General features: G+C 60.2%; 22 protein-coding genes and 3 pseudogenes. 15 read left to right on the forward strand and 10 right to left on the reverse strand.

Annotation, left to right across the window (positions count from 1 at the left end; all coding sequences use genetic code 11):
• Positions 1-130: 130 nt before the first annotated feature.
• Positions 131-1,306, reverse strand: a pseudogene (tnpC, locus tag KHO31_RS33785) (IS66 family transposase); the annotation flags it as partial.
• 1,054 nt (positions 1,307-2,360) lie between these two features.
• On the opposite strand from tnpC, the pseudogene KHO31_RS39920 reads away from it, so the two are divergent.
• A pseudogene (locus KHO31_RS39920) lies at positions 2,361-3,007 on the forward strand (APH(3') family aminoglycoside O-phosphotransferase).
• A 104-nt stretch (positions 3,008-3,111) separates the two neighbouring features.
• On the opposite strand, the gene hpnJ reads toward KHO31_RS39920, so the two are convergent.
• Both hpnJ and KHO31_RS33805 read right to left on the reverse strand, forming a co-directional pair.
• Complete coding sequence (gene hpnJ, locus KHO31_RS33800) at positions 3,112-4,533, reverse strand: hopanoid biosynthesis associated radical SAM protein HpnJ (protein WP_201077399.1); 1,422 nt, start codon at positions 4,531-4,533, stop codon at positions 3,112-3,114.
• A gap of 631 nt (positions 4,534-5,164) precedes the next feature.
• On the reverse strand, positions 5,165-5,362 hold the full coding sequence (locus tag KHO31_RS33805) for a hypothetical protein (protein ID WP_201077401.1): 198 nt from the start codon (positions 5,360-5,362) through the stop codon (positions 5,165-5,167).
• 527 nt (positions 5,363-5,889) lie between these two features.
• Here KHO31_RS33805 and KHO31_RS33810 point away from each other — a divergent pair.
• The 3 genes from KHO31_RS33810 to KHO31_RS33820 all read left to right on the forward strand — a co-directional run bounded on the left by KHO31_RS33810 (position 5,890) and on the right by KHO31_RS33820 (position 7,908).
• Positions 5,890-6,114 carry a hypothetical protein gene (locus tag KHO31_RS33810; protein ID WP_201077403.1) on the forward strand — a complete coding sequence of 75 codons (225 nt, stop codon included), beginning with the start codon at positions 5,890-5,892 and terminating at the stop codon, positions 6,112-6,114.
• Between the two features lie 121 nt (positions 6,115-6,235).
• Positions 6,236-6,508, forward strand: coding sequence for a hypothetical protein (locus KHO31_RS33815; RefSeq protein ID WP_201077411.1), 273 nt, complete (start codon positions 6,236-6,238; stop codon positions 6,506-6,508).
• A gap of 1,088 nt (positions 6,509-7,596) precedes the next feature.
• On the forward strand, positions 7,597-7,908 hold the full coding sequence (locus KHO31_RS33820; protein ID WP_201084976.1) for a DUF4148 domain-containing protein: 312 nt from the start codon (positions 7,597-7,599) through the stop codon (positions 7,906-7,908).
• Positions 7,909-8,306: 398 nt separating this feature from the next.
• Here the strand turns inward: KHO31_RS33820 and KHO31_RS33825 are convergent, their stop codons facing one another.
• The 3 genes from KHO31_RS33825 to KHO31_RS33835 all read right to left on the reverse strand — a co-directional run bounded on the left by KHO31_RS33825 (position 8,307) and on the right by KHO31_RS33835 (position 11,272).
• Positions 8,307-9,629 carry an SUMF1/EgtB/PvdO family nonheme iron enzyme gene (locus tag KHO31_RS33825; RefSeq protein ID WP_201084977.1) on the reverse strand — a complete coding sequence of 441 codons (1,323 nt, stop codon included), beginning with the start codon at positions 9,627-9,629 and terminating at the stop codon, positions 8,307-8,309.
• Positions 9,630-9,760: 131 nt separating this feature from the next.
• Positions 9,761-10,417, reverse strand: coding sequence for a helix-turn-helix domain-containing protein (locus KHO31_RS33830; protein WP_201085002.1), 657 nt, complete (start codon positions 10,415-10,417; stop codon positions 9,761-9,763).
• 396 nt (positions 10,418-10,813) lie between these two features.
• Positions 10,814-11,272 (reverse strand): universal stress protein, encoded by a 459-nt coding sequence (locus KHO31_RS33835; protein WP_201077423.1) that lies wholly within the window; start codon positions 11,270-11,272, stop codon positions 10,814-10,816.
• A 290-nt stretch (positions 11,273-11,562) separates the two neighbouring features.
• On the opposite strand from KHO31_RS33835, the gene KHO31_RS33840 reads away from it, so the two are divergent.
• On the forward strand, positions 11,563-12,252 hold the full coding sequence (locus KHO31_RS33840) for a FadR/GntR family transcriptional regulator (protein ID WP_201077425.1): 690 nt from the start codon (positions 11,563-11,565) through the stop codon (positions 12,250-12,252).
• A 159-nt stretch (positions 12,253-12,411) separates the two neighbouring features.
• On the opposite strand, the gene KHO31_RS33845 is transcribed toward KHO31_RS33840, so the two are convergent.
• Entirely contained in the window at positions 12,412-13,005 is a 594-nt protein-coding gene (locus KHO31_RS33845; RefSeq protein WP_201077428.1) for an acyl-homoserine-lactone synthase, read from the reverse strand.
• A 155-nt stretch (positions 13,006-13,160) separates the two neighbouring features.
• On the opposite strand from KHO31_RS33845, the gene KHO31_RS33850 reads away from it, so the two are divergent.
• Positions 13,161-13,478 (forward strand): helix-turn-helix domain-containing protein, encoded by a 318-nt coding sequence (locus tag KHO31_RS33850; RefSeq protein ID WP_074286461.1) that lies wholly within the window; start codon positions 13,161-13,163, stop codon positions 13,476-13,478.
• On the opposite strand, the gene KHO31_RS33855 is transcribed toward KHO31_RS33850, so the two are convergent.
• Positions 13,462-14,166: a helix-turn-helix transcriptional regulator gene (locus KHO31_RS33855; RefSeq protein ID WP_201077738.1), complete on the reverse strand. Its 705-nt coding sequence runs from the start codon at positions 14,164-14,166 to the stop codon at positions 13,462-13,464. The two genes, KHO31_RS33850 and KHO31_RS33855, sit on opposite strands and share 17 nt — an antisense overlap.
• A gap of 565 nt (positions 14,167-14,731) precedes the next feature.
• On the opposite strand from KHO31_RS33855, the gene KHO31_RS33860 reads away from it, so the two are divergent.
• The 7 genes and pseudogenes from KHO31_RS33860 (at position 14,732) to araD (ending at position 23,020) form a co-directional block, all read left to right on the forward strand.
• On the forward strand, positions 14,732-15,673 hold the full coding sequence (locus KHO31_RS33860; protein ID WP_201077430.1) for a dihydrodipicolinate synthase family protein: 942 nt from the start codon (positions 14,732-14,734) through the stop codon (positions 15,671-15,673).
• A gap of 107 nt (positions 15,674-15,780) precedes the next feature.
• Complete coding sequence (locus tag KHO31_RS33865) at positions 15,781-16,725, forward strand: SMP-30/gluconolactonase/LRE family protein (RefSeq protein WP_201077432.1); 945 nt, start codon at positions 15,781-15,783, stop codon at positions 16,723-16,725.
• Between the two features lie 284 nt (positions 16,726-17,009).
• Positions 17,010-18,179 (forward strand): extracellular solute-binding protein, encoded by a 1,170-nt coding sequence (locus KHO31_RS33870; RefSeq protein ID WP_201077434.1) that lies wholly within the window; start codon positions 17,010-17,012, stop codon positions 18,177-18,179.
• Between the two features lie 138 nt (positions 18,180-18,317).
• Positions 18,318-19,397 carry an ABC transporter ATP-binding protein gene (locus tag KHO31_RS33875; RefSeq protein WP_211625348.1) on the forward strand — a complete coding sequence of 360 codons (1,080 nt, stop codon included), beginning with the start codon at positions 18,318-18,320 and terminating at the stop codon, positions 19,395-19,397.
• Positions 19,394-20,281, forward strand: coding sequence for an ABC transporter permease (locus tag KHO31_RS33880; RefSeq protein WP_201108601.1), 888 nt, complete (start codon positions 19,394-19,396; stop codon positions 20,279-20,281). The genes KHO31_RS33875 and KHO31_RS33880 overlap by 4 nt, the downstream gene beginning before the upstream one ends.
• Complete coding sequence (locus tag KHO31_RS33885) at positions 20,281-21,210, forward strand: ABC transporter permease (protein ID WP_211625350.1); 930 nt, start codon at positions 20,281-20,283, stop codon at positions 21,208-21,210. Before KHO31_RS33880 ends, KHO31_RS33885 begins: the two co-directional genes overlap by 1 nt.
• Before the next feature lie 72 nt (positions 21,211-21,282).
• Positions 21,283-23,020 (forward strand): annotated as a pseudogene (araD, locus tag KHO31_RS33890) (L-arabinonate dehydratase).
• Positions 23,021-23,119: 99 nt separating this feature from the next.
• Here araD and KHO31_RS33895 read toward each other — a convergent pair.
• Complete coding sequence (locus KHO31_RS33895; protein WP_201084982.1) at positions 23,120-23,725, reverse strand: short chain dehydrogenase; 606 nt, start codon at positions 23,723-23,725, stop codon at positions 23,120-23,122.
• Positions 23,726-23,933: 208 nt separating this feature from the next.
• The gene (locus KHO31_RS33900) at positions 23,934-24,386 is read right to left on the reverse strand and encodes a DUF3005 domain-containing protein (RefSeq protein WP_201077740.1); all 453 of its coding nucleotides are present in this window, start codon (positions 24,384-24,386) and stop codon (positions 23,934-23,936) included.
• Between the two features lie 335 nt (positions 24,387-24,721).
• Here KHO31_RS33900 and KHO31_RS33905 point away from each other — a divergent pair, with 335 nt between their 5' ends.
• A complete protein-coding gene (locus KHO31_RS33905; RefSeq protein ID WP_154559118.1) occupies positions 24,722-24,955 on the forward strand; it encodes a hypothetical protein in 234 nt (77 codons plus the stop codon).
• A gap of 127 nt (positions 24,956-25,082) precedes the next feature.
• A complete protein-coding gene (gene epsC, locus KHO31_RS33910; protein WP_201077446.1) occupies positions 25,083-26,009 on the forward strand; it encodes a serine O-acetyltransferase EpsC in 927 nt (308 codons plus the stop codon).
• The last annotated feature ends 72 nt before the right edge of the window (positions 26,010-26,081 follow it).

Here is a 26,081-nt window from a genome sequence, read left to right on the forward strand (position 1 = left end):
GCCTGTGGAGCGGTTTAGCACAAACATTTTTTTGATTACCGGTCGCGGATCAGGTCCGACGACATGGCGATGCGCTGGTTGCCGCGACCGCCAACCAAAAAAATCTCTGCCTCATGCCGCTAGCGGCATGAATCACGTTGTTATCGATTGGCGCGCGTCCGTCGTTCACATAGCGGCTGAGGTATGTCCACTGGTTGCGCGTATATGAGATCGCCTTGCCCAGCAGGCTCTCGGGAAGAATCTGCGGCGCTTGTTCATCGAACCATTTCTGCAACGACTCAAGCAGTGGCACGCTATGTTGCTGACGCAACCGGAAGGTGTAATCGACCCGCGTCTCGCCTTCGGGCAGATCGCCCTTTGCGAGTGTTTCTACCTGATAGAGCGCCTTGAAGTATTCCAGTCCATGTGCGGCACGACCGCCTGGTTTCTTCATGCCCTTGAGGGCATCCACGAAGGCACGCCGGGCGTGGGCCAGGCAACCAAAGTGCGTCGGGCCTTCGAGCGTGCGCCATGCGGCATATCCATCGGTCATTAGCAGACCTTTATAGCCGGAGAGGAACGTCCGGGGATAGTCCTGCCCGCGTCCCGGCTGGTCGTCGAACAGCACGACGGGCTCAGGGCAGTCTTCGGCACTGCGGTACATCCACATATACGAGGTGCTCTGGGCGGCTTTGCCCGGCTCCTTGAGCACCTGTACCGTTGTCTCGTCGCCGTGAATCAGCTGTTGCGACAGCAGCGTTGTGCGCAGCGCCTCATACAGACGGCTGTAGTGCTACTCAGCAGGCCGGATGATCCAGTTCGCCAGCGTGCCGCGTCCGACTTCGATGTCCGCGCGTGCCAGCGCATGGGCCATCCGGTATAGCGGCGTTCCGTCGACTTATTTGCCCGCAGTGACCGTGGCGATCATCGCCGCACTGGCATTGCTGCCCGGCAACGGCTGGGCGGGCATGAGTGCCGTGATCACCGGCGTGCGCTCCGCGTGACGCTCGCAGTGGCGGCATGCATATTTGAAGCGCACGTGCTGAAGCACCGAGGCCTTTACTTCGATATGCAACTGTTCGCTGATCTCTTCGCCCATGCGGTGCAGTGCGTGCGCGCAGCACGGACATACCTTCGCGCTTTCGGGCAGGTCGTATTCGATGCGCTGACGCGGCAGATGTGCGGGTAACGGCTTACGTCCCGGTTTGCTTCCCGTGGGTGCCGGCGGATCCGGCAGACCCGTGTCGGGGAGTACAAACGCTTCGTCATTGGCGCCGGCGTCCATGTCGTCGGGTTCGGTGGCGGCGATTTGTTCGGCCTCGTCGAAGTCACTAAGAGCCGACTCTTAACTTCTGTTGCCTAAATCCGAAAATCGGCAGTCGTATCTTCGTCAGTGCGCTTCCAAGCGGCCGGACCGGCAGTTCATCGTGCCAGTCATGACGCCCTTTTCGAGGCGGGCCGCGATGGTTTCTGGCTGCACCGTTGGCTGGCCACGCATGGGATTTGTTGATCACTCGCCCGTGAAGACCCTCTCCCAGGAATCTGGGCCTAAAGCTGACAGCCCGATCACGTGAGTCGCCGCCTCGGAAAAACTTCGTTTGACTATCGATGCCGCGACGGCTTAGATGCCGATCGCGCTGGCGTGCACCGGTTAGCCTCCATCTCAGCGGCACATCGGTGCTTGGCCCGTACCGAACTGACAAGCCGCGTGTACGATATAAGCGGTTGACCATGAGTTTCGGGAGGCGACATGAACGCGAACGCGGTGTGTCCACTGCACGGACCAACGACCATAATCCGCACGAATTCATACGGGTTTCCGGTCTATGCGTGCTGCTGCAACGACGTGACCTCCGTGACGCCTCCGGATGCGTGCACGAGGGCGCCGACGCAACGTGGACATGACCCGCAGCCCGAACAACCGAAGACGAGGAAAGAATGACCCTGACGATCAAGCCTTCGACCTGCGTGGCGACGGCAGTCCGCAGTACGTGGTCCTACTGCGGCGCGAGGTCTAACAGATTTTTCAGTTTGACGTAATCAAACGATGCCCGCCGACATCGCTGCATCGAGTCGCTGATTCTTGTCTGCTAGTGCTGCATTCAGCGCCACTACCAGTCCTTCAGTGTTCGTTGTCACTATCAAGCCCTCGCGTAAATGCTCCCCAGCCGCATTGATGCGACCTGCTCAGGACTATCCTAATGTCCCGACCGTTCGAGCGCGTCGGATACGCCGACGTCGTTGATCGACCCGGAGCAGTCAATCGACCCGCTCCAAAGCAGCCGTTCGTTCGTGCTCGCGCTCGATGCATATTTCTGGATCGTTCACAATCTTGCCGATGCACTTATGTAAGCTCCGCTAGGAAACCACGTAATGACGACATGCAAATCCCGATCAAGTGGCGTGAAAGATTCGCTGGAGCACTGATCAAACGACAAGTTATTGGAGAATCGGGAGCGGAAGTTTTTCGCATTCGTTGCGACGGCGGGGAAGAGCTATTTCTAAAGTCCGAACCCACTGGCTTGCCAAGTGAGCTTCCTGGCGAGGTTGAACGCCTTCAGGGGATGAAACGGCTAGATGTGCCTGGACCGACCGTGCTTGGTGATGCGACGGAAGATAACCGCCACTGGCTGCTGATGACGGCCGTCCCCGGGCTCGATCTGGCCAATGCCAACGACTTGTCCCCCCTCAAATCGTGGGAATTTTGGCGATGGTACTACGTATCCTCCACGAGGTGCCGATCGCAGTATGCCCTTTCGAGCATCGCCCGGAGGAGCGTATCGCAGCAGCCAAGAATCGTGTGAACGTCGGGCTCGTTGACGAGGCAGACTTCGACAATGAGCGGCAAGGAAAGACCGCTACGGATGTGCTCGCTGATCTGCTGTCGACGCTCCCGGAGACGTATGACCTTGTAGTGATCCACGGCGACGCTTGCCTGCCGAATTTCATGGCCAACGGAAGTAACTTCACTGGCTTCATCGACTGCGGTCGCTTAAGCGTTAGGACCGCTATCAAGATCTTGCACTGACCGCGCTGGGCGTTCCGCCGATGACGGCAATCATTGCGCTGGGCGGGTAATCGACGCAGACAGTTCTTCGGCCTATCTGGCGAGCCTCGTCCTGGTCTTGCTCGTCATGCCTTGCGCGCCCGGAGAAATCTGAAGAACTCCACCCCCTCTTGCAGGCGCCGTTTCATCATCTCCCAACTCACTAGCATCTCGCGAACGATTTCCCAGACCTTCGATGGCCTGAAATAAAAACGCTTATAGAACTCTTCCACGCCACGATAGATCTCTTCGCGTGAGAGGTGTGGATAGCCGATAGCGGCAGCCTGGGTGCCGGCGTCATTAATGAGGGTGATGACCTTACCGTCATTAAGCCATCCATTCTCGACCGCTTGCTTATGAAGGACCGTACCCGGATAGGGCGCCGCAAGCGACACCTGGATCGTGTGGGGGTTGATCTCTTTCGCGTACCGGATCGTCTTCTCGATCGTTTCGTGCGTCTCGCCGGGAAGCCCAAGAATGAACGTGCCGTGGATCTTGATGCCAAGCTTGCGGCAATCGTCACTGAACTGACGCGCCATATCGGTCCGTAGGCCCTTTTTGACATTCACGAGGATCTGGTCGTCACCGGACTCGTAGCCGACGAGCAAGAGCCGCAGCCCGTTGTCCTTCATCACTTTGAGGGTTGAATAAGGCACATTCGCTTTCGCGTTGCACGACCATGTCACTCCCAGCTTGCCCAGGCCGCGAGCAATCTCTTCGGCTCTCGGTCTGAGGTCGGTGAAGGTATCGTCGTCAAACATGATCTCCTTGATCTCGGGCATGTTGTCCCTGATCCATTTCACTTCTTCGATGACGTTCTCGACCGAGCGTGTGCGATAACGATGACCCCCGACCGTGTGTGGCCAGAGACAAAAGGTGCATCTGGATTTGCAGCCGCGGCCCGTGTAGAGCGATACATAGGGATGCTTGAGATAGCCGCTGAAGTAATTCTTGCTCGTCAGGTGTTGCTTATAGACGGGCGCAACGAACGGAAGCTGGTCCATGTCTTCAAGAATCGGCCGGGCTTCGTTGTGCGTGATTGCACCGTCGGGCAGACGATAGCTAAGGCCGAGAATCGACTCGAACGGAAGCCCCTGCGCGATATCGCGGCACGTGAAGTCGAATTCTTCCCGGCATACAAAATCGAGAGCATCGCTCGCGGTCAGTGAGCCGTGAGGATCGACGGCTACCTTTGCGCCGACCATACCGATGAGGATCGAGGACTTACGCCGTTTTAAATGTTCCGCGAATTGAACGTCGCTTGCGAACGATGGAGAACTTGTATGAATGATGACCAGTTCATATTCCTGGGCAATGTCGAGAGTTGTGTCCAGCGATAAACCATCTGCGGGAGCATCCACGAGGCGGCTATCCTCGACCAGCGCCGCGGGCTGGGCGAGCCACGTCGGATACCAGAATGACCGGATCTCGCGCTTCGTTTGGAAGCGTGAGCCCGCGCCGCCATCGAAGCCGTCAAATGAAGGTGCCTGCAGAAACAGCGTTTTCATGAATACCCTCGAAAAAATGGTCCGCTCGATCGAGATCAGCACCCCAAAGGGACTCGCCAGGGATCGGCGATGTTCGCAAATTGTTTCAATGCCTTCAAAAATCTGACACTTGCTGGATAGCTACTATAGCCGCCGTTCCCTCCTGCGGGTCCAGCGGGACAAACAGGCCTAGTCTCGACGCATTGTCATCCTTTCGGAAGCGGGCGCCGGTTGACGTGAAGCAGCAAAGCTGTGGCTATTAGATGGGAGCAGGGGCCGATCAAGGATACTACAGCCTGCAATCGTGACACGGCAAAAAAAATTCGCACATTCGAGTGTCGGTCGTTACCGCGAGATGCACAGAGGCTGCGAGTCGGCATTAGTGATTCTTTCTGTACTATATTACGGTGAATCCACATGCGAGCGCGCAGACGCGCTGCAAGGCCCCACTTCACACGTCGTCCGCCCCAGTTCGTTCTGGTGAGGGAGTCGCAGCGTTCAGATGTCTCGCCGACACATTGCTCCTGACATCGAGCGGCGTGCGGTGCCGCACACAGCAACCCGGCCGTCGGGGAAACCCTTGCGAAACGGCCATCGGCAGTAACGATACGGATCCGCGCGTTCACAGCGCTTAGTGCTCCAAAGCGGGAGGCTATGTATGAGGCCAGATCACGGCAATACCGGCGGCGTGCCTGTTGGCAATGGACGGCACATCAGCCCAGCCGAATTTCTGCTGATGGCAGGCTTTCTTGCAAACCGGGCGCCCCTGGCGCCGGTCGATGCCCGGGCGGCGGCCCGACGCGTTCTGGATGCCGTTCTCGGGGTGGCGGTAGCTCACGGGTTCGCTCATTCGGACGCTCTCGAATCAATGATGGCGAGCGCCGAAAAATCCACGCCCGTATGGGAGCTTGCAGAGCAGGCTACCGCTGCCGTCGGCGATACGGTCGCTTTCCTGCAAGTGATCCGCGCTGCTGGCGTAACGCTGGAGTTGGACCCTTCAACGTAGTCGTCGACGAACGTCCGCGCGTCAAGGAGGCTCGTTCTTCGCGTCTGGAGTTCGGTTTCTGGATTTGCGGTGTCCGTGTGCAAGGGGCGGCGCAGCAGTTTTCTACCTGTGACGATCTGGGCGTGAATGTACGCACTTCGCAGTCTGGATTGTTGACGACTCAGGCTTCGACATCGAATGTCTGATCGTGGCCGACCTCTGCCTGATGCGGTCGGCTCAGTTCGTTCAGGTCGCTAAGGAGTTTAGTCTTCGCGATTTGTGAGAAGACTTCAGTGTGCTGTGGCCAGAACGGGAACGATGCTGAAACGAGTGAGAGAACAGGCAGCAGCGATGGCAGCACGGCCCAGACACGTGAGGTAGTAGCGGTAGGTATGAGCCACCTTCTTGATCAACCGAGTGGCGTTAGCAAAATTAGTCGACACGCGACGGAACACGCGTTGCCGAAGCGCAACGTCGGCAAAAAAGAAGATTTCCGCGAGTCAATGGTCGTGCGGGCGTTATTGGCCGCCAGCGCGATCGCAAACGCGTTCACCTCCGGCGACATAGCGTGTTTCGCTATCAGGGCCGCTGTTGCGGGAGCATTACGCCTCGACTGAGAAGGTCTGGGGCAGCCATTGGACCAAAGTCCGATACAACACCTTTTCGAAGATGTATAGACTGGAACACTCGCCGTCCCTAGACCGGACACCGTAGAAATAGGCACCTCAGGAGTTCGCTATGAAAAACAACACTGCGGTCATGATGACCGTATCCCTAGCATTGGTATCTTCTTCATGCGTCTGGGCGCAAGGCAATCCTGGCGCGAGCCCAGGAACTGCCGCCGAACATCCGGACGAGATCGTAAGAATGCACCAGCAGGTTGCTGCGGCGGATCGCGAATACAACAGGGAAGTCGCGGCTGCAAAAAAGGTCTATGACCATAAAAAGGCGGAAGCCAAAAAGAAGCGTGACGCTGCTGTTCAAATCGCCCACAGCGGCGCAGGCCAATGAGGCGTATTCGCCACACCGTCCCATCAAACTCTGCGTCAAGAGGTGGGCCAGTTTTGCGAGTTCGTCGCGCGCCGGAACCGGCCCGTTGACTCCAGTCGTCGACCTCCGGTCCCACCTCAGCCGAACGAAGGTACGCTCGAGTCGTGCCTTTTACTGATTCGGCTGCTGCCTCAGCCGTGCAGCGCCGTGATCCGCTATCTCTTTTAAGGCAACACTGCCGTGCGCGAAGGCCGGAGCTATCACTTATAGAGTATCGAGAGCACGTTGTGCTGCCTCTAAGGCGCCGAGGGCGGCGGCATACTCATCCGATGGCCGGAGGGCAAGGATGGCGGCCTTGGATTCAGCGATCGCCCGTTTCACTGCCTGAAGTGACAAGTCAATAACCAATTGTTCGTCAGGTGTGGCGGAGTCCATTGGTACGCGTGCAAAGTTGATTAGAGGGTTAGAGGGCGCCGAACAATCCATGCCGGCGGCCGGTGCATTCGACTCGGGCCACGCCGAAATCGAAAGACCGTTTCCCAGTGCCAAACATTGCGGATGCGACCTTTCCCCGCTTTTCGCAACGTGCAATCCGCTGTGGGCCTATCGGAGCACCGCGGCCGGCATGTTGATCTCCATGGTCAACGCCGCCGGTCTATGCGACTGCTTCTCGTCGCCCCGGCTGGCTCTGGGCCCATCCAGCCCGAACTTCAGATTATCTCAACGCTATGCGACGCGCCTCACAAAGTAGTAACGGTTTATTTCAGAACGCTTCTGTGGCGGCTTGAGCCTAAAACCCGTTATCGATCAACGTGGCCGCACTGAGACATCGCGAACGCCTTCGTCGCGACAACCACGAAATGCAAGTACCCCGAGTCACGTCTGATGTTATGGGCGCACGGTACGCTGTCGGTACGCAGCTTCACGCTCGACGTGGAGCGCGCCACATTACCGAAGACGCGCTAGACTCATCTCCGGTCCTCCGCTCCCGCTCTCAAGGAAGGCCTTCTTCCGGTGACTGGACTAAGGCAAAATAAACGCGGAAGTCACGCGCGATCGGCGGCATCGCACCGCTCGCGTTGCGCCAATCGGATGCGTGGAGATGCGCTATGGAAAACCTCACGAGAAACTGCTCGACGCTTGCTGCGTTGGCGCTCCTGCTGACTGGATATGCCCCCGCCGGCATGCCACAAAGCGGGCCACATCTGAGCCCAACGGAGTGCCGTGACCTGGCCGCGATTAGAAGCAACGCGCCTCGGACGAAGTCGCAACACCAAAGCGAGCTTTCGGCCCTGAGGAAAGCGGGCTACAACCCATCACCATGGCGCGACGACCCCCACTACCCAGCGAATCTACACGCGGCGCAGCGCCAGGTCGACCATTGGTTCGAAACGGAGTGCCAGCAGTCGCATCCCAAGTGAGGGGCTCCCGGAGCCACTACGGACCTCCTCGGACTTAGCGCGCTGCATCCGCGCGTTGCATTGCAGCACAGCGCAGCGCTGAACCTTTGCAGCGTGCGCTGCAGACCGCCCCACGGGTCTCCTTTTAAACGAATGCACACAGTGTGCAGCGGCTGCCGGAAGAAATCTCCCTCCGTCACGGGCATCTTCGGACCCATCTGCACCTCGTCGAAAAATGCAGGATTCTCACGTTAATGTGCCAGGTTCCTGCAAATCTCACAACACCATTTCGGCCTAAAAGCTCCGCCGTATGTGGTTCCCCGAATTTTTCAAGCTCGACTCAATAGTAACGGCTAAACCACAAACACGGCCTAGCTTGCGGTAAACCACAAACCGATACCGCAGAGTCAGCTTATGGTTTACTTGTCAGTCACCCTCACACACCGAAACCCCGCATACACATACTGATAATGCGGCTGAAACCAGTTGCGAAAAGCCGGTCGCAACATGCATTGCGCAGTGCGCGCCGAACCGCCTTTGATCACGTAGTGCTGCCCGTCGAAGAAGTTGGCGGAGTAGCCCGGATAAAACGGAAACGCTTCAAATCCCGGCAAGGCGTCGAACACCGTGGAGGTCCACTCCCACCCATTGCCGAATTGACCTTCCACCCCGAACGCGCTGACGTTGTCCGGATGCGCGTCGACCGGCTGCGGATCCCAGCTTCGAAAATCGAAATTGCCCGACATCGCATGCGGCGCGCCGTGTGCAGCGCGTTGCCATTGCGCTTCACTAGGTAGCGTCTTACCGGCCCAGCGCGCGTAGGCGCTGGCTTCGGCGTGGCTCACGTAGGCGGGCCAGTCGAGCGGCAGGGGCACTTCGTCGAACATTGTGCGCAGCATCCATGCGCTGTTTTGATCGCCTGCGGTTTGCCGCGACCAGAAGGCGGGATGCTCGATATGCTCGGCTTCTTTCCAGGCCCAATCCTTGTCCGTCCACCACTTCGGTTCGCGATAACCGCCTGCCTCGATGAACTCACGAAACGCGCCGTTCGTCACCATATGGCGGTCGATCTCGAACGCCGGCACGTCAACGCGCATTTCGCCGAACTCGTTATCCCAACCAAAACGCCCACTCTCACGCGACATGCCGAGCACCGTTGCGCCAGCCGGCACACTGACCATCGACGACAAAGCCTCACGCGGTTCAGAACGGGTGAGCACCGGCTCGTGCAACCCGGTGACCTTCTGCGAAAGCGGCAACTGGTGGAGCATGTACGCGAGCGTTTCAGCATGCATCAGCCGATGCTCGATCGCGACGTTCAGCAACTGCTCGGACGCGTCAGCATGCACGCCCGCGCGGCCGACTCGCGCCGAGTCGCTCAGCGCATCGAGTTCGCGGTCGATCTGCTCGCGGGCGCGCAACGCGTAGCTGCGCACCGCGTCGAGCGACGGCCAGTCACCCGGTTGATCGGTCGGGAAACCGCCGTCGACAGGATCGATACCGAAAGCGAAGAGCTGGTCGAGGTGCGGATCGAACGCCGGCAAATCGCACAGGCGTTGATCGAAAAGATTACGATCGAAAGCTTCCAGATGACCTACATAAAACACGATCCGGTGGCGCTCACGGATCGGCCGGTCATACAGAAACTCGGGTTTGACGATGGAAAACAGCGCGTCAGTCACTTGACGCGCGTCGATCAGACGCTGGACGAGCGGGTGACGCGGGGCGGGGTCGCGATTCATTTCGCCAAGTCTCCTTGCGGGGGACGGACTAAAGACTGTACCCGCTCGCAGGAGCCATGCCAAGATGAATGCGTGCTAAAAAACCGGTGAGCGGGGACGTGGCTGCGCGGGCCAGGTCCTGGGCATATGGCTTACACCTTCTGCAAGCCTTCCAGATCGACGATCCGGATGTGTTTGCCTTGTGTGTCAATCAGGCCGCGTTTTTGAAATCTTGACAAGGTGCGGCTCACGGTTTCGAGCGTCATGCCGAGGTAGCTGCCCATATCTTCGCGTGTCATGCGCAAATTGAATTCCGCGGATGAATAGCCACGTTGCGCGTTGCGCTCCGACACGTCGAGCAGAAATGCCGCCACACGTTCGTCCGCGGAAAGTGAGCCGAGCACCATCATCTGCCCAGCTTCGCGGACGATCTGTTCGCCCAACAGTTTGTGCAGGCGTTCCTGCATCGAACTAATTTCGCGGCACAGGGACTTGAGGGCGGGGTAGGGGACGATACAAACGGTGCTGTCTTCAAGGGCGACGGCGCTGCATGCATGCACGTCTTCGCTGATGCCGTCGAGGCCGAGCGCTTCGCCGGCGAGGCGCAGTCCGGTGACCTGCTCGCGGCCGTCACGGTGCGCCATGACGGTTTTCATGGAGCCGGAACGTACGGCGTAAATATTGTCGAAGCGGTCGCCGCTGCGATACAGCGCTTCGCCGCGCTGCACCGAGCGCGCGGTGCAAATCAGCGCTTCGAGTTTCGTGAGTTCGTCGGGCGACAAGCCTTGTGGCATGCAGAGCGCCCGCATCGAGCAGCTCGAGCAGCGAGCGGCGGTGCGCGCGGTCGCCCGTGCCGGCGCGGCACGACGGCCGCCACGCGCCGGCGGCGAGGTCAGAGTGGAATCGGCGGCGCCGGCGGAGCGAGTAACAGCGGTAGGAGTAAGCATGTTCTGCAGCCATTTGTAAGAGTAACGACTGATTGTCCCACCGCCCATGCCCCTCGTTTAGCGACAAAATGACGCGTTCGCGCAGTTAGGCCTCTTGAGCAATGTCACCCTTGCGTTGCTGCTTGTGGTTATGGACTGCTATGCATTTCGGCGATGGGGCGCTGCTCCGATTTTGGAGATAGGGCTCCGCGTGTGCTAGCCGCTCCATGGAGCAAGCACACGCAGTTGCAACGTGCGTCGCCATGCGTTCAGGCGTCTTCACGCACCTTGCCCCGCAGCGGACGGGATCAGCAGGACCGGCAAGCTAGCCTGACGCACGCAGCGCTCTGCGACGCTGCCGAGAATCAGGCGCTGAAAACCACGCCGGCCATGCGTGCCCATCACCAGCAGATCGGCGTTGAAGTCGGCGGCAGCTTTTAGCACGACCACCGAGACGTCGTCGAGCGAGGAAGCTTCGCCCACGACGATCTCCCCCTTGACACCCTGCGCCGCCATGGCCAGAGCGAATTCGGCGCCGAGTTCCTTGCCCTCTTCGACCAGGCGGTTACGCAGAATGGAAGGGTCGTAGCCGGGTGCTTCGAAATACATCGGCGTGTTTTCGACGACGTAGAACGGCTGCAAGACGGCACCGGTGGATTTCGCAAGCGCGAGCGCTGCTTCGAATGCACGGCGCGAGGTGTGGCTGCCATCGACCGCTACAAGGATGCGTGTGTACATATCGACTCCGCGTTTGAAGGATTCGGATGCCGCGGCCGTTGCGCCCGGCCGGACTCATTGACAATTTATTACCGATGCGAGCTTAAATGATCGCTGAAAAAGATGCAGTCCGTCAGGATGTAAATCAAACGCTTGTCAAATTTTGTGATAACGGCGCTTTGCTCGCCGAGCACCGTGCAGCAGGTGTTTGCGGCATTCCTGTCAAGCCATGGTGCATATATCAAATCAAGATAGGGACAGGTTTGCCTTACAATCAGAACCTACTCAGACAAGCTGCTTCAGCACCGCTGATGAACGAGCGCAAAACGACGGGCTTGCCCGACAAGATCTACGGCGACATCCTCAATCGCATTCTTGACGGCGAGTACAAGGAAGGCGAGAGGCTGCCTACCGAGCACGCACTGGCCGAACGTTTTGCGACGTCACGGCCGACCGTGCGCGAGGCGCTCGCGCGCTTGCGGGCAGACGGGATCATCATGACGCGGCACGGTTCGGGCACCACGGTGGCGCGACGGCCGGACCCGGATGTGCGCCGCTTCGCGCCGCTCGAAACGCTGTCCGACATCCGCCGTTGCTATGAATTTCGCATCGTGACCGAAGCGGGTGCGGCCGAACAGGCGGCGCTCAAGGCCGAGGCCGACGACATCGACGCGATCCAGCATGCGTGGGACCAGCTGGAACGCATCATCGAAACTCGGGGCATCGGCGCACAGGACGATTTCATGTTCCATCTGGCGGTGGCGCGCGCGTCGAAGAACCCGTTTTTTATTACGGTCATGTCGTTTATCGAAGAACAGATTCTGTTCAGCATGAATCTGTCTCGAAATCTGTCGCTCGTGAAGACGGTGGAGCGGCAGCGGCTCGTGCAGGCCGAACATATGGCCGTGCTCGAGGCAATCCGCCGCAAGGACGGCCCCGCTGCAGGGAAGGCGATGCGAGCGCACCTTGAGAATGCGCTTGAGCGGATGTTCGGCTCCTGATATCCCGCGCGTCCCCATCTCGGGCCGCAAATACCAGGCAACCGCTGACAGTCCGCCACAACCGCGCGACCCCCGCCGGTCCTCAGCAACCGGTCGGCCGCAATCGCGCAACTGCGAGCGCGATTGCAACCTTGGCCAGGCCACAATCGCTTCCGGGCTTCAGGCGGCAACAGCCATTGGTCCGAACAGGGCGGTGCGGGTCTTCGGACTGACCGCGATATCCAGCGCCACGGCCCGTTCCACGCCGATCTGCAGGGGCGACCCGAGCCGGCTGATGTCGATCCCGGTCTTGCGCAGCAGGCGTTCGATCGGCGTGGTGGTCACCGTGACGTAACGCGTGATGCCCATCCGGTCGGCGAACGTCACGAGCTCATGAATCGCCTGCATCGTCAGGTCGGCAAAGCCAAACGACTGCTCCTCGCCGCCGGTTTCGATCGCGAACCGGCTCAATTCCCAGATATGCAGGCCGACTGGCGCATCCGCGCCATGCAGCAATTGCGGGAAGGTGTCCTTCAGCATGTTCGGCCCCTCCGTCGGCATCAGGCGCCAACAGCCACGCACGTGCCGATCATCGCCCTGAATCAGCATGTAGTGCGGCCCGAGGGCGTCATAGCCGTCGATCTCCATGCCAGCGATGGTCGGGATGTCCCACCCGAGCCGCCCGTGAAACACCCGAGCCCGCAGGCGATACATCTCATTGATGTCCGCGTTGTCGAATTCTTGCCGCATTCCAATCCGGATCGCTGTTTGCATGACGTTCTCCTGAACGTGTTGGGATACCCAATACGCAAGGAAACTTATGCATTTTGAATCGTTCTGCCACCTACCTACCTGGATAGGTGTGCATGCTTATCGGATAACGCAGAATTCGAGATAAGCCTCAGCCCTCAACCGACGGGACACAAACAATGGAACTTCTCGAAAACCACTGGCAAGCGCAACCCTCGGTCCAAACCCGCCCGGCAGAGCCGTCATCGGCGGTGGATCGCGTCCTGATCATTGGCTACCGCAAGAAGAAGAAAGAGAGCCAGCGCCGCTTCTGGGCACGCTTTGGCGTGACGCAGTCGCGTGGCAGCCGGTTCGAATCGGGGGCCGAAATTCCGGCACCGGTGTCGATCCTGCTGGGCCTCTACTTCACTAAAACCGTTTCCGACGCAGATCTGGGCCGGGCCGAGCGGGTGCTGTTCAGCCGCGACGCTGCCGCCTTGCTCAACCCGGGTCAATAAGCCCCAACTGCGCGGCGATCACGGCCGCCGCGCGCCGCGAATTCACACCGAATTTTGTCCTGATGTTCTTCATGTGGAAGTTCACCACGGCTTCCGAACAGCTCAGGATATGGGAGATTTCCCAGGTGGATTTGCCGCGCGCGGTCCATTTCAGACATTCGCGTTCGCGTGGCGTGAGTTTCGGTAATAAAGTCTGAGCGTGCGTATTCAAATGGCGCTGACTGGTATCAATTACCAGATCGCGCAATAACACTAGATTCGGCAATGCAACGTTGACATGACGCCAGAATTCATCGGTCGGATTGCTGTCGTTGACGAAGCACATCATGCCGGCTTCCTGGTTTGGCCCATGAATCGGCAACGTCACACCGGAACGCAGACCATGTGAGCGGGCTTCCTCGTACATCGCCTGTTGCGGTGCGGTCGTAAAAATGTCCGGCGACCAGATGAGTGGCGTGGCGCGCGTCGCGCAATGCGAGACAGTCGGGTCGATATGCACGAGTCCCTGCTCGTCGTAGGTGCGCCGCCACGTCGGCGCGTAGGTGCTGCGCACATAGGCGTCTTCAAGGCGAATCGTCGGGCGCGGCAGCATGGCGATCAAAATCCTGTCGAACCCCCACGTCTCGGCAAGACCCGCGATTGCACTGAACCATTCCGCTTCGTCCGCGGCGTTCAGTAGCGGTGCCATTTCCTCGATAAAATGTAGCGACAATTTGGTTCTCTCAGACTCGCAAACGTCTCGTTGCGGTTAATAGCGGTAAGGTAACCCGCCTGGCTGTTTTTATCTTCACAATCTATCACTAAAAATTATTTCGCAGGCCGAGGGCGATATCTAAAGAAGCGGCCCAGCGCTGGTTCTGCAAAGAAGCGAACGAGTTACTCCTTATATCGGATTTCTTTGACCTGGTTAACATTTACGGGTCGATAAAGTGGGTAATTTTCTCGTAGTGGCGTTTTTATGCTTTTGGTCGGCAACATTATTGTCAAACCAATTCGAATGACGATGCACGTCGGAATTCAGGAAAAACGACTCTGATTGCCAAACTGGCAATTCCACTTAGCTCTCCCGCCATTCACCAACACCCGCCTGCCGCGCTATTGTCATACAAAAGCGCGGCGCCACACTTTGCCAACTTCGCCCTCGCATCGATTTCGGTTCGAGGTTGCACCGTGACATCTGCGGTCAAGTTGTTTGACGACATTGCGAGCCCGGTGCTACCTTGAACATCCAGTCCTGGTGCGTTTGAGGCGTCATGAACGAATCCCCGATCCTCGTTAGCGAGTTCGCCGCTTCGGTCATGGCTGTGCCGCCGCTTGCGCGCCGCGCCGATTACACGCTGGATGCCGCTGAAAATCGCGCGTTGATCCGGCACATCGAGGCTGGCGGCGTGCGCACCCTGCTGTACGGCGGCAATGCGAACCTCTATCACGTGGCCGTCAGCGAGTATCGGGCATTGCTGGATCTGCTGGCCGACGCTGCGAGCGCGGGCACGCGCGTGATTCCGGCAATTGGCCCGGACTACGGAAAAATGCTCGATCAGGCTCGCATCCTGGCGCAGACCCGCTACCGTACCGCGATGGTGTTGCCGCTGAGCGGTTTTACGACGTCCGAAGGGGTGGAGGCGGGGCTCACACGCATCGTCGATGCGGCGGGCATCCCGCTCACGCTGTACATCAAGAACGAAAACTATGTGGAGCTCGACACGCTCGCGCGATTGATCGAGCGCGGCACGCTGCTGGCCGTCAAATACGCGATCGTCCGCGACAATCCTGCCGAAGATCCTTATCTGCGCCGCCTGCTGCAATTCGTGCCTGCGGCCAAGGTGGTCTCGGGCATGGGCGAGCGGCCTGCGCTCGTCCATCTGCGCGAGTTCGGTCTTGCTGCATGGACGACGGGGGCGGGATGTATTGCGCCGCGCATGGTTATGGCTCTGCTGAAAGCCGTCAGGACCGGCGATACAGACACGGCGCAGCGTCTTCATGACGCTTTCATGCCGCTCGAAACCCTGCGCGACGAAATTTCGCTGATCCGCGTGCTGCACGACGCGCTCACGTTCTCGAAGATTGCCGACATGGGGCCAATCCTGCCGCTACTCAGTTCGACGCCGCCCGAACATCATGCGAAGATCGATCATGCGACGCAGGTCCTGCTTACCCTGGAGCGTCAGTTCGCGCAGAAGCCCGCGTTGCATTGACGTCGCCTTTGTGTCGAAAGCGGGCGCTTACGCCGCGCGCGGCATGCAGGGTGCACCACGCTTCGTGCCTGCATTCCTCATCAACTTTCCTTACCCAAAGCCTACGCATGACCGACACCAGCCGACGCTATCCCGATCCTTCCATTCGCATTCTCGATCCGCGCTTCAAATCGCTGATCCTGGCGTCCGCTTCCGTGGAGTGTTTGTATCAGGGCGCGCGCTGGTCGGAAGGGCCGGTCTGGTTCGGCGACGGCCGCTATCTGCTATGGAGCGACATTCCCAACGACCGCATCCTGCGCTGGGACGAAACCAGCGGTGCGGTGACCACGTTTCGCCAGTCGTCGAACAATGCGAACGGTCATACGCGCGACCGCCAGGGCCGCCTCGTGACCTGCGAGCACCTGACGCGGCGCGTCACGCGCACCGAGTACGACGGCTCGATGACCGTGCTCGCCGACCGTTATCGCGGCAAGCGCTTCAATTCGCCGAATGACGTGATCGTGAAGTCGGACGGTTCGATCTGGTTCAGCGATCCGACCTTCGGCATCGACAGCTTTTACGAGGGCGAGCGGCAGGAGTCGGAACTGCCTGCGTGCGTGTACCGCATCGACGGGCAATCCGGCGAAGTGACGGTGGTCGCCGACGACGTGCTGGGCCCGAACGGCCTTGCGTTTTCACCGGACGAGTCGGTGCTGTATATCGTCGAATCGCGTGGCGTGCCGCGCAAGATTCGCGCGTTCGATGTCGACGTCAGTGGCGACAGCGCCGTGCTGTCGAACAACCGTGTGCTGATCGACGCCGGCCCGGGCACGCCGGACGGCTTTCGCGTCGACACTCACGGCAATCTTTGGTGCGGCTGGGGCATGGGCACCGACGAACTCGACGGCGTACGCGTCTTCACGCCGCAAGGCGAGCCAATCGGCCATATTGCGTTGCCGGAGCGCTGCGCGAACGTGTGTTTCGGCGGACGCCATCGCAACCGGTTGTTCATGGCGGCAAGCCACGGCTTGTATTCTCTGTTTGTGAACACGCAGGGTGTCCAGGGCGGCTAAGTGCGCGAGAAATGCGCACTAGCGAATGCGCTGCCCAGATGAGGGTTGCCTGACAAGCTGCTACTCGACCTGATTGCCGACTCCGGGTTTGCCCTCGGATAAAGCGCGTAAACCATTGAATCACATGGATTCAATGCCAGAGTAGCCAATTTCCTGAGCAAAGCGCCGTGGCGAGTATTTGCTTGACATCGGCAGTTCCGCTTCGCTATGTTCCATTGGTAGACAGACACCGCCAGCAGCGCATTTGACCGGCGGACTTCCATACAAAGAAGCGAGGAGACGCAATGACTGTTTCAGGCAGATTGGCGCTCAGGCTGGTGTCCGTATGTCTCGCGGCTAGTGCCGCATTTGCACCCGCCGCGCACGCGGCCGACCCGGTAACGCTCAATATTGTCGACGTGGCCGGCGATCTTCAACTCACGCAGAAGGGTTTCGAGGCCTTCAAGGCGAAGTATCCGAATCTCGTCGCCAATCTCACGTTCACCAACGCGCCCGCCCCGCAGTTGCCCGGCAAGATCAAGGCGATGCAGGCCGCCGGCCGCTCCGATATCGATCTCGTCCTGACGGGCACCGACGCACTGGCCGCCGGCATCGAACAGAATCTCTGGATGAAGTTGTTGCCGGACAATGCGGCGGCGTTCTCCGGTGTGCTCGACAGATACGCGCCCGGTCCGCGCAAGATGCAGGATCTCGCACAAGGCTTCGGTCTCGAGGTCGCCTATATGCCGGCTGGTCCGCTGCTCGAATACAACCCCGCCAAAGTCAGCGATCCACCCAGAACGCCTGAGCAACTCCTGCAATGGTGCAAGGCGCATCCGGACAAGCTGATCTACGCGCGGCCGGCGAACTCCGGCCCGGGTCGCACGTTCCTGATGGGTTTGCCTTACGTGCTCGGCGACAAGGACCCGCAAGATCCGATTCACGGCTGGGACAAGACGTGGGCCTTCCTCAAGCAATTGAACGATTGCATTCCTTATTATCCGGGCGGCACCTCGGCAGTCATGAAGGAGCTCGGTGAGGGCACGCGCGACATGACCGTGACCGTGACCGGCTGGGACATCAACCCGCGCGCGCTCGGCATCGTGCCGGCGGAATTCCGTGTGCAGGCATTCGATAACATGACGTGGGTGAACGACGCGCACTACATGGTGATTCCGAAAGGCGTGCCGAAGGAAAAGCTCGACGTGCTCTACAAGCTGATGAACTTCATGCTCGAGCCGGCGCAGCAGGCCATGACCTATGACGACGGTTATTTCTATCCCGGTCCGGCGATCAAGGGCGTGAGTATCGAGCAGGCGCCGGCGCACAGCCAGGATGTGCTGAAGAAGTACGGCCGGCCGGAGTACGCGAAGCTGCTGGCTGAGCGTCCGCATGTGTTGCCGCTGAATGCGACCGCGATGGTCGCGGCGTTCAAGAAGTGGGACAGCGACATCGGCGCGCAGAAGACCAAGTAGTCGCTGAATGAGTCCGTGTACTCGTTGGGTCCGCCGGGATTCGCGTGTCATGCAAGCAGGAAACCGCCATGAAGCTTCACGCGCATCCGTTCTATTGGTTCGCTGCGATTCGTGCGTCACGCGTATCGGGACACCGCCATGAAGCATCACTTTGAGCAGTTGCGGCTCGATTCAGTGAGCCGCAGTTTCACGAATGCGGAAGGCCAGGCGGTCGCGGCGCTGCAAGGGCTCGATCTGAATATCCAGCGTGGCGAGTTCATTGCGTTACTTGGACCTTCGGGTTGCGGCAAATCGACGGCGCTCAATTGCATCGCCGGTTTGCAGCCGTTGAGCGGCGGCGGCATCTGGCTCGACGATAAGCGCATTGACGTGCTGCCACCGGAAAAGCGCGGTTTTGGCATGGTGTTCCAGAACTACGCATTGTTTCCGCATATGAGCGTGCTCGATAACGTCGGCTTCGGATTGAAGATGCGTGGTGTCGGCAAGAGCGAAGCCATGCGGCGTGCGCGTGAAGCGTTGCAGCTCGTGCAACTGGTCGGACATGAACGCAAGCTGCCCGGACAGCTGTCGGGCGGTCAGCAGCAGCGCGTGGCGATTGCGCGGGCGATCGTGATCGAACCCCCGCTGATCCTGATGGACGAACCGCTGTCGAATCTCGATACGAAGCTGCGCATTGAAATGCGCGCTGAGATTCGCCGTATCCATAGCCAGCTCGAACGCGCGACGCTGTACGTGACGCACGATCAGGACGAAGCGCTCTCCATGGCCGATCGCATCGTCGTGATGAAAGAAGGGGTGGTACAGCAGGTCGGCACGCCGAAAGAGGTCTATACGCGGCCGCAGAATTTGCATGTCGCGCGGTTCATGGGCTATCGCAACGTGGCTGAATTCGCACTCGAAGGCACGCAGGGCGATGGAGTCGCGGTGAGTGCGAACGGTGTGCGGTTGGTCGGCACGCCGATGGCTGGTTTCAACAGCAAGCTCGTGAGCGTCGCCCTGCGCCCGGAGGATATGGAGCGGGCAGCAGCTGGCGCGGACAACGCGTTCGACGCGCTGGTGACAACAGTGGAATACGGCGGTCACGATTCATTGCTGCGGGTGAAGACAGCGTTCGGCGACTTGTGGGTGCGCATCTCGGGAGAATTCGAAGAGGGCGAGCGCATCAGCCTGCACGTGCCGCCGTCACGCACGCTTGTCTATGACGCAGAGGCTGCATGAGCACGCCCACGCTGTCGCCGCCACGCGCACCACGTGCGCCGCGCGACGCCAAAGCGTGGCTGGTCGCGCCGGCTTTGATCTTCATTGTCGCGTTGTTCATCTATCCGTTTGCGTATGGTCTGATGCTGTCGTTCCGGCCGATGAACGGCGGCGGCCTGTGGGCCAACTATCTGACGTTCTTCACCGACACGTCGATGTGGCCGACCATTGTCGTCACGCTCAAGCTCGCGGTGCCCGCGACGCTGATCAATGTGGGCGTGTCGGTTCCAGTGGCGTTCGCGCTGCGGCGCAATTCGCCCTATCAGAAATTCGTCACGACGCTGCTGGTGATTCCCGTCACGCTCGGTACCGTGCTGATCGCCGACGGCATGCTCACGTACTTCGGACCGAACGGCTGGCTTCCGCAGGCATTGCACGGCCTGCATCTCTACACCGATGAAGTGCGTCTGACGCATAACTTCTGGGGCGTGCTGATCTCGCTGATCGTGTCGGGTTTTCCGTTTGCGTTTCTGCTGACGTTGTCATACGTGACCGGCATCGATCCGACGCTCGCAAGTGCCGCCGCCACGCTCGGCGCGAGCCCGTGGCAGCAGTTTCTGCGCATCTATCTGCCGCTGCTCGTGCCCGGCTTAACGATGGCCGCGTGTTTATCGTTCGTGCAGGCGTTCTCGGTGTTTCCATCCGCGGTGCTGCTGGGCGCGCCTGCCGGCCCGACGCGCGTCATGTCGATTGCCGCGGCCGAAGCCGCGTTCGAAAGCTACGACTATTCGCTTGCTTCCGCGATTGCGATGGTGATGGGCTTCGTTCAATTGCTGGTGGTCAGCGCCATGCTCGGCGCGCGCCGCTTCTTCTACAGCGGTCCGGTGACGGGAGGCAAAGGCTGATGGCTAGCGATCACCGCGCCGCGCATCCTTCGTGGCGGGCGCCCGCGTCGAACCAGAACAACGACGGCGCCCAGCCGCCCAGCAAGCGCGTGAAGCAGCGTGCCAGTGTGCCGGGACGGATCTGGCATGTGCTGGTGTGGGGCGCGATGGTGTTCTTTCTCGTCAACGTGGTGTTGCTGATTGCGACCGTCGCGGTGAACTCGGTGGCGACCCGCTGGTTCGGCACCTTGTTGCCGCAAGGCTTTACGCTGCACTGGTACGCGCAGGCGTGGAGCGATTTCCAGTTGGCCAGCGTGTTGTGGGTCACCGTCGAAGTGGTCGGCGCGGTCGTGGTGCTGTCGGTTGTGCTCGGCGTGCCCGCGGCGTATGCACTCGCCCGCGTGCAGTTTCCCGGCAAGCGCATGGCGATGCTGATTTTCCTGCTGCCCTTGATGGTGCCACCCGTGACGTACGGCATTCCGATGGCGACCGTGATGTATAAGGTCGGCCTTGCGGGCACGCTAGGCGGCGTGATTCTTGCGAATCTCGTGCCGGCGCTGCCGTTCGTGATCCTCGTGATGACGCCGTTCATCGAGCAGATCGATCCCAATCTCGAAGCGGCGGCGCGCATTTTCGGCGCGAACACATTCCGCTATTTCCGCTACGTGCTGTTGCCCTTGCTGGTGCCCGGCATGCTGGCGGCCGGGCTGCTGGTGCTGGTTCGCACTATCGGCATGTTCGAACTCACTTTCTTCACAGCGGGTCCCGCGACGCAAACGCTTGTGGTCGCCCTGTACTACGCTGTATTTTCAACCGGCGTGCGCGCACCGCAATCGATCGACGCGATGGCGATGATCTACATGGCGATTACGCTGATCTGGGTGCTGATCGCGTTGCAATTCGTCAGCCCGACGCAGATCGTGTCGCGCGTGAAGGAGCAGAAGCGCTGAAGCACTGAAGCCCGCTCCGAAGGAAGTCCCCTTGAGGGATTGGGGACGGCGCAAGACATCGTGGAGCAGACGTTGACGACAAGAAAGAAACCTGAAGACTTGCGCAGCCATCGCTGGTACGGCGTGAACGATCTGCGTTCGTTCGGCCATCGCTCGCGCACCGCGCAAATGGGCTATAGCCGCGAGGAGTACGCAGGCAAGCCGGTGATCGCGATCCTTAACACGTGGAGCGAGATTAACGCTTGCCACACGCATTTCAAGCAACGTGTCGAGGAAGTGAAACGCGGCATCTGGCAGGCGGGCGGCTTTCCGGTCGAACTGCCCGTGCAGACCCTTGCCGAGCCGTTCCAGAAGCCCACTACGATGCTCTATCGCAACTTCCTCGCGATGGAGGCCGAGGAGACGCTGCGCTCGTATCCCGCCGATGGTGTCGTGCTGATGGGCGGTTGCGACAAGACCACGCCAGCCTTGCTGATGGGCGCGATTTCGATGGATCTGCCGGCGATCTTTCTGCCGGCCGGTCCGATGCTGCGCGGTAACTGGAACGGTGTCACGCTCGGCTCCGGCTCAGACGGCTGGAAGTACTGGGCCGAGTTGCGCGCGGGAACCATTACGGAAGAGGACTGGCAAGGCGTCGAAGGCGGTATAGCGCGCTCGCCTGGGCACTGCATGACGATGGGCACCGCGTCGACCATGACAAGTGCTGCCGAAGCGCTTGGCTTTACGCTGCCAGGTTTTGCCTCCATTCCCGCAGCGGATTCGCGGCACGCGCAAATGGCCGCGAAAACTGGCATGCGTATCGTCGAGATGGTGTGGGAGGACCTGAAACCATCCGACCTGATTACCGCCGGCTCGATCGACAACGCTGTGACCACCTGCCTCGCGCTGTCCGGCTCGACCAACGCGATCGTGCATATGATCGCGCTCGCGCGCCGCGCCGGCATTGAGTTGACGCTCGATCGCTATGACGACATCTCGCGCCGCACGCCGGTGCTGGCGAATGTTCGTCCGACCGGCGCGTATCTGATGGAGGACTTTTTCTACGCGGGCGGTTTGCCGGCCATGCTGGCCGAACTGGGCGACCCGATCGACCGCTCGCAGAAAACCGTGAACGGCCGCACGCTTGGCGAGAACCTTGAAGGCGCGACGATTTTCAACGACGAAGTGATTCGCCGCCGCAGCGCACCGCTCCTGCCGAATAACGGTCTCGCGGTGCTACGCGGCAATATCGCGCCTGACGGTGCCGTGATCAAACCCGGTGCCGCCGAGCCGCAGTTGCTCGTGCATACCGGCCGCGCGGTGGTGTTCAAGGACTACAACGACATGGCTGCGCGCATCGACGACGAAGTGCTCGACATCGACGAAAACTGCGTCATCGTCCTTCAGCATGCGGGGCCGGTGGGTGCTCCGGGTATGCCCGAGTGGGGGCAACTACCGATTCCGCGGAAGTTGCTGCAGAAGGGCGTGCGCGATATGGTGCGTATATCGGATGCACGGATGAGCGGGACGAGTTACGGCGCGTGCGTGTTGCACGTCGCGCCGGAGTCGTTTATCGGCGGGCCGCTTGCGCTGGTGCAAAGCGGCGATCTGATCGAACTGGACGTGCCGCGGCGCTTGCTCAACCTGCTCGTGCCGGACGAGGAACTGGCGCGCCGCAAGGCCGCCTGGGTGAAGCCCGAGCCGCGTTTCACGCGCGGCTACGGCGCCTTGCATCAGGTGCACGTGCTGCAGGCGAATAAAGGTTGCGATTTCGATTTCCTGCAGCGCGGCGGCGCGCAAACCGATGCTCGGCGAGCCGGAGATTCACTGAGTTTTCTGAGGGCCGTCGAGAGAGTCGTGACGCTGCCATAGAGCGGCCACACGCAGGGGAGGGGGACGCGATGCGGCTGGACCGCATCGCGTAATCTCATCAATACCCTACACGATACACACGGCCCGTTTGCGCGCCTTCCACGCTGCGCAGGTAGGCCTGTGCCGCACGTTCGGCGCTCACCGGCTCGAAGCCACGGAAGTAGGGTCCAAAAGCGTCGAGCGCTTCGGTCAGCACCGTCGGACTCACCACGTTGATGCGGATGCCGCGCGGCAATTCGATCGCGGCACCGCGCACGAAACCTTCCAGGGCCAGATTGACGGTGGTTGCATTCGCGCCTTCGCGAATCGGTTCGTCGCCGACAATGCCGCTCGTCAGCGTAAACGAGCCGCCGTCGTTCACGTATTGCTGGGCGCCCAGCACCACGTTGATCTGACCCATCAGCTTGTCGCGCAGGCCGACCCAGAACTGCTCGACGCTCATCTCCGGCAGCGGGCCGAAATGCAGCTTGCCGGTGGCGGTGACGACGCCGTCGACTTTGCCGATTTCGCTAAAGAGCCGTTCGATGCTGGCCGGGTCGGTGCTGTCGACGCGAAACTGGCCGCGTGTCGCGCCCACTTCGATGACTTCATGGCGCGCTTTCAATGCCGCGCTCACAGCGTGGCCGACCGTACCGGTTGCGCCTATCACGACGATCTTTTTCATCTGCTGCTCCGTTTTGGTATTGGACATGCAGTCGATTGTGTCGGCGTTCAGCGAATGGAAAAAGCCTGTTCGGCTTGCAGGTCCTGCAACCCTGAGTTTCTAATCCGGGACAAAACACGCGCCGTCATTCAAACGGCGCGCTCTTTGGAATTGACTGATTAATTGGAACAAACGGTGTAATTCAAACAAATACGCGCAGCGCGAATAGTTATGGCACCCGATGTAATTCGATCACGCGAGTGGGCCGCATGTGATTGACGGCGTAATGAATGCGACCACGTTCGCGGCGGGCGCGAATCGAGCTCGGGTCGTCGAGCAGATCATCCGCAGAATCGGCGCCCTGCGGCTCGACCATGCCTTTGTCGATGACCGTATAGCCCGGTTCGAGCGCCAGCAGCAGATGATTGCCGCCAACCCGGCTGTCGAAGCCGGCCATCCCGTCGTGCGCCTCGGGCACGCTGTTGACGAGGGTCGCGTTGGTCGTCGTGATCTCGTCGGGCGAGATCGGGCTGTGGCCGGCTATGCGGGCGGCCTCGAGATTCTTGCCGTCGGTGTCGACCGTGCTGTCGTGGGTGCGGTCGTTATGTAGTTCGGTCGTGCGCGGGCCGGTGGTGTCCGGCAGCGTGCTCGCGGCTGCTGGCTTGTTGATATCGCTGTTCATCATGCGTTCTCCATTGAAGAGGACATGGTTGAAGTGCAGCAAAACCCGTTCCGCCTCGCACAAACGTCTTCGTGCGTGTGAGTTGTACTGCTTCTGCGCCGCAGTTGCCTCGCAGTGATGCGCAATGACGTATGCGGGCATTTCACCTGGCGATTGCGTCCGGGTTTCTTTTCGTTTTTTTTAATGGACGCTTATTTTCTACAGAGTATGATCTTACTCCGACGAGCGAAACGCGGTTAAATTGACGCCATGCGTCCGGCGGTTTTTACATGGCCGAGAACGAATAGACGCGCGCGACTCAAAACTTCTAACGGGGCCGTCAGGGCGGGTGACACATGCATTTCGATGCTGCATTCACACATCGCGGCTACTTGCTGAATTGCGCGCCGGCGCGCGCGTGTGATGGTACTTGGCAACCTTATGTGGTCATCTCCCGCTCGAGCGATGGCGAACTGGTCGCCAACCGTTTTTTCCCCACTGACTTGCGTTTTCCTGACGAAGCCACGGCCATCGCGCACGCACGCGACTGGGCGGTGCGCTGGATCGATGCGAGCAGCGTGACCATCTGAAGCGAATCCGGCATGCGCGGCCCGGCATACCCGGCAGCCGTGCGGCGCTGCGCGGGCCTCGGCAAAACGCGGTAATCTCTTGGGACAATCACTCTAAACCGTGCCTCGCGCGCGGCGCTGTCCTTTTATGCCTAATGTGCCTTCCCACAACTGGGGTCTCGAACAGATCGTCGCGGACTTGCGTGCGTCGCGTGAAGAATTGCATCGCACGCGGCATCCGCTCGGCATCCGCGAGCTGCCCTCGCGCGATGCGGTGACTGCAATTGTCACCGGCTTGCGCGCAGCGCTGTTTCCCACACACTACGGCGCCCCCGATCTAACTGACGAAACGGTCGACTACTACGTCGGCCATACGCTCGAAAGCACCTTGCGATTGCTCGCGGAACAGATTCGCCGCGCCTTGCGCTTTCTGCCCGAGTTTGGCGAAACGCCTGATGAGATTCTGAAGGAGCGTGCGTTCGACATCGCGCGCGAATTCGGCACGCAGTTGCCCGGTATTCGCGCGTTGCTGGTCAGCGATATACAGGCCGCTTTCACCGGCGACCCGGCTGCGCAGCACATCACTGAAATTCTGCTGTGTTATCCGGGCGTCTGGGCGATGACGCATCATCGTCTTGCGCACGCGTTGCATCGCCTCGGCGTGCCCTTGCTTGCACGCTTCATCAACGAGATTGCGCACTCGGCGACCGGCATCGACATTCACCCGGGCGCGACCATTGGCCCGAGTTTCTTTATCGACCACGGCACGGGCGTCGTGATCGGCGAGACCGCGATCATCGGCGAGCGCGTGCGCGTCTACCAGGCCGTCACGCTCGGCGCAAAGAGCTTCGCTGCGGACCTTGACGGCACGCTGGTCAAGGGCAACGCGCGCCATCCGATCGTTGAAGACGACGTTGTGATTTATGCCGGCGCGACGATTCTCGGGCGCGTGACCATTGGGCGCGGTTCGGTGATCGGCGGCAATGTATGGCTCACGCATAGCGTGCCGCCGGGCAGCAGCGTGTCGCAGGGCAAGATCCGCGAGGGAGAGCGCACGGACGAGGGGCGCGGTTGATGAGCGGGCTGGCTCGCGGGCCGTTTCTCGCTTTGCCGCGCCCATTCGCACGTGTTGTGCCGCGCGCATTGC

This window comes from Paraburkholderia domus (genome assembly GCF_905220705.1).
Classification (GTDB): Bacteria; Pseudomonadota; Gammaproteobacteria; order Burkholderiales; family Burkholderiaceae; genus Paraburkholderia; species Paraburkholderia domus.